General features: G+C 42.4%; 3 protein-coding genes. 1 reads left to right on the top strand and 2 read right to left on the bottom strand.

Going from position 1 to position 4,441, the window contains the following annotated elements; all coding sequences use genetic code 11:
- Window positions 1–181: 181 nt before the first annotated feature.
- Complete coding sequence (locus VB740_RS35925) at window positions 182–1,498, bottom strand: calcium-binding protein (protein WP_323204573.1); 1,317 nt, start codon at window positions 1,496–1,498, stop codon at window positions 182–184.
- Between the two features lie 525 nt (window positions 1,499–2,023).
- Entirely contained in the window at window positions 2,024–3,748 is a 1,725-nt protein-coding gene (locus VB740_RS35920) for an ABC transporter ATP-binding protein (RefSeq protein WP_323204572.1), read from the bottom strand.
- A gap of 280 nt (window positions 3,749–4,028) precedes the next feature.
- On the opposite strand from VB740_RS35920, the gene VB740_RS35915 reads away from it, so the two are divergent.
- A complete protein-coding gene (locus VB740_RS35915; protein WP_323204571.1) occupies window positions 4,029–4,265 on the top strand; it encodes a type II toxin-antitoxin system Phd/YefM family antitoxin in 237 nt (78 codons plus the stop codon).
- Window positions 4,266–4,441: the final 176 nt, after the last annotated feature.

Raw genomic sequence — 4,441 nt, 5'->3', positions numbered from 1 at the left:
AACATTTCCGGGAGTTTGTTGGGTTTCGTTCCTCAACCCAACCTACGCAGTTTAAAGTTTTTGGCGCTAACTGAACTGTATTGCTCTATAAACATCGCTACCTTTGGGCATCGAATGGAAAGTTGTTTTGCCAAAGCAGGTCTAATATACAAAATTTAGGTTTGGTTAGGCACTACAATATCTAGCTAATTGAAGAGGTTAGACCCTCAGAGACAAGCTCAATATCGAAACTGGGTATGAAATTAGGCTTATTCTCAAGAGTGACGAATTGGGTTCCCTGGAAGGACAAGGCACCAGTGTTGTTGTTGTAACTGAACTGATTAGTAGAAGTAGCGCCAAACCCAATTGTGGAAATCTGAATTTTGTCGTTCTGCAAGTTGCTGAAGTCCTTGATGATGTCAATACCTTTAGACCTGAAGTTGAAGACAAATGTATCAGCACCAGCATCGCCTGTGAGTGTGTTCTTACCGGTACCGCCAACGAGTATGTCGCTACCAGAACCCCCATTCAAGAAGTCGTTACCAGCACCGCCAACGAGTGTGTCGTTACCAGCCGCACCAATCAAAATGTCGTAGTCTCCATAGCCAAACAAGTGGTCATCACCATCGCCCCCAACCAAAAAGTTGTGACCGGCATTCCCCTCAATTTGATTGTCTAGGGCGTTTCCTATGCCACTAATATTGCTGCTACCTGTAAGAACCAAGTTCTCTAGGTTGTCATCCAAGTTGTAACTAAACGCAGACTCAACCGTATCGGTTCCTTCATTCGAGTATTCTATAATTTTATTGGTAAACTGACCGAAAATAGACCGATTGAAGATTACCTCGTCTTCAGCAGACGCGTATACAAAAGTAATATAAATGTCGTTGCCAGTTCCACCAATTAGGGTATCAACCCCCGTACTGCTATCAAAAATGTCATCGCCTTCCTCGCCATACAGTACATTACCAAGGTTGTCTTTTCCGCCCTTCAAATAATCATTGCCCAAACCACCGTACAATTCGTTAACATTTGCACCACCGTCAAGGCTGTCATTGCCCAAACCACCATACAAAATATCGTAACCATCGTTGCCATACAGTACATCGTTGCCCTCCAAACCATAAATATTCTCGTTTGCTGAGGTCCCTTGGATTGTGTCAGAATCTGTGGTGCCGTAGATGAATTCGGTTTTTCCTGACCTCAATTGCGTGGCAGTTCCAGCAGCTATCGGTGTAAATATTTTTACATTTTTACGGTTGTGATTTGCAGGGTCAATACTGATAACCTCACCCGAAGAGAAGTTTTTAATGATGTCAAAACCATCATTACTATAGACATACACATCCCGTGAAAAGCCAGAATCAAAAACGAGGACATCAATTACATTATTGAAGGCAAATTCATCATCACCACCAAGACCATTGAGAGTGTCATCACCTAAATCACCGAAAATAGAATCAGTTTCTGGAGTCCCAATCAAATTGTCGTTACCAGAGGTACCGTTAATAAGTGTCATATCCATAACTCCTTGTTAAGCTATGCTTCAGTGCAGAATTCAGTTAATTTAACGTGAGCTTTTAACGAACTGCATTCGTTATACCTTAAGAGAAACTATCTAGTTTCCTAGTAGTTAGACGGGTTAAAAAATATACAAAAAAGCTGAGACTGTAATTACATGAAAAAAAAGGGTATCTAAAGCAGCGCTGTTATTAACATAGCGCCCCCAATAAATTAGTAACTCCACCGTGTGACCGAATAATTACTAATTCGTAATTCTTAATTTTTTACCAAGAAGCGATACCTTCGGCACGTCTTCTCTACGAGACGCTACGCGAACGACGAACGCCTACGGCGGGCGGGTACGCCATCGCAGAGTGGAGATATATGCAAATCTAAAATTTTAAGAGAACGCTTTCAGCGGTAGCAACGTTCGCCTAGCATCTGTCTGCGACACGCTGCGCGAACGCAGAGAAGGAGCGTCACCCGCAGGGTAAGACGGAAAGGGCGCAAAGTGTAGAAAGAGAAAGCTTTTCCCAGATTCCTAACTAAACTGCTGGGCATAAAACCGTGCATAGCGGCGCTCTAGCGCTAATAATTCTTCATGTGTTCCCGATTCGACAATTTGTCCCTGTTCGAGAACTAAAATACGATCGCACCGTCTAACTGTCGATAAACGGTGAGCAATAATAAATACTGTCCGTTTTTCCATCAGTCTTTCCAGTGCTTCCTGTACCAGTGCTTCTGACTCAGAATCTAATGCTGATGTCGCTTCATCGAGAATCAAGATTTGGGGATTAAGCAGAACAGCACGAGCGATCGCAATTCTTTGTCTTTGTCCACCTGATAAGTTTACCCCACGTTCGCCTACCCAAGTCTTATAACCCTCTGGCAATTGGCTAATAAATTGATGGGCATTAGCAATTTTCGCCGCTTCTTTAACTGCTTTTATGTCAAAAATATCTTGTCCAAAAGCAATATTTTGAGCAATTGTCCCGGAAAACATGATGGTTTCTTGAGGAACAATCCCAATTTGTCGTCGCAGACTATGCAGCTTGACATCTCGAATATCAACATCGTCAATGAAGATTTGACCAACTTTTGGGTCGTAAAAACGGGGTAAAAGATTAACAAATGTGGTTTTACCAGCACCTGAAGCACCCACAAGAGCGATCGCTTCACCTGGCGATACCAATAAACTGATATCTTTTAATACAGATTCACCTGGTTTATAAGCGAAGGAAATATGCCGATATTCTACCTTGCCATTGACTGGAGGTAGAGCGATCGCATTTGTTTTTTCGATCACCGTCGGTTGAATTGCCATCAATTCAAAAACGCGATCAACAGATGCTTCACCCTGCTTAAATTCGTTGTAGTTGTTAGTCGTGTGACCAATGGGATCAATTAATAGCGCCGCCGCCGCCAGATAACTGAAAAAACTCGCCACAGTCAAGTTATCTTGGGAAATTTGCCACGCTCCCACAATCAGTAACGATAACGCACTTAAGGCTTCCAGAAATCCGACGATGGGAATCTGAATCGCTTTCAGGCGTTCGGCTGAGTATTTTGCTTTGAGACTGCGTTCTGCTTCATGCCCAAAGCGGGCGATTTCGTAATTTTCGGCAGCAAATGCCTGTACCAATCGAATACCGTTGAAAACTTCTGAAAGGATAGCCGATAAACCCGACACGCGGTTTTGGCTTTTTAAGGAATACTTGCGTAATCGTTCGCCAAACCAGCCAACTAAAATACCCATCAGGGGTGCAACAATCACCGTTGCTAGTGTCAGTTGCCAATTTAAGTAAACCATGTAAATCGGAATTGCTAGCAACTGCAAAATACAGGGGATAAAGTCGTGAAATACTTTATTTACCACTTCGCCAACTCGGTCAACATCTTCGGTGAGGCGGTAAGATAAATCACCTGCTTTTGCTGTTTCAAAATAGCTGAGATTTAGCTTTTGCAGATGTGCATAGACTTGCTGACGGAGATGAAAAGCAACTCTTAAAGCAGCTTTTGCCATGTACATATCTTGTATAGACTGAAACAAGCCTCTAACAAGAAATACTAAAGCACAACTACCAGTTATTTGAGCGATCGCTACTACATTACCTTGGGCAAAGGGAGTTGCTAATTTACCGGCAAGATTTATCAACACTAATGTCGCCAGCACATATCCCAAGATCCCAATAAGTCCCTTGGTGATGGTTTGCCACTGGAGTCGGATATAAGGCAGGAGTTGCCAGTAATTAGAACGCGTTTTCAAGCTCGAAAGTCCACAACGATATTTTCCTTTGTTTGACGCTATCAGTTTTTGGTGAGTTTCTGAATAGTTCACTAATTAGTTACAAACTGTTTCAGCGCTGATCCTAGAGTTAATTAGTTCATAAATACTAGATAGATCCATTTAATTACGGTGTGACAGTTCTGGGTGTGGAATCCCGGATTTAATCTTGTTTTGAATATCACACCGCCCTCATCACCAACGCCGTCACAGATAAAATAGATGTGCGCCAAGTCCCCATCCGCTAACCCCAGAACCCACCATGACACAAATCACCGTTTCCGATCTCCCCGAAACCATTCAAACCCTACTCAACCAAGCCAAAAAAACAGGCGAACCCCTGACTATTACCCAAAACGGTATCCCCTTCGCCATCATTTCCCCCATCAAGAAAAAATCTCTCCTGGAAACCCTTTCCACCCTTGAACCACTGGACGAAGACTTTGCCGACGTGGACGAAGGATTATTGCCCTTAGATGATATTGAGTTTTCAAAATGAGTTATTTATACTTGTTAGATACAAACATCATTTCCGAACTAATTAAAAACCCTAGAGGAGTGGTATTTTCAAAAATTCAAGATGTCGGAGAAGACAACATTTGTACAAGTATTGTTGATCATAAGCTAAAAAACATCTAATTTGCATAATCGAATTAAATATAACTCTTGTGGGGT

It is taken from the genome of Nostoc sp. UHCC 0251 (genome assembly GCF_034932245.1).
Taxonomy (GTDB): domain Bacteria; phylum Cyanobacteriota; class Cyanobacteriia; order Cyanobacteriales; family Nostocaceae; genus Nostoc.
This window is presented reverse-complemented; position numbering and strand designations above follow the sequence as displayed.

Coding starts and splice junctions, on each gene's coding strand:
- VB740_RS35925 (WP_323204573.1), bottom strand. CDS start 1,498: ATGACACTTATTAACGGTACCTCTGGTAACGACAATTTGATTGGGACT.
- VB740_RS35915 (WP_323204571.1), top strand. CDS start 4,029: ATGACACAAATCACCGTTTCCGATCTCCCCGAAACCATTCAAACCCTA.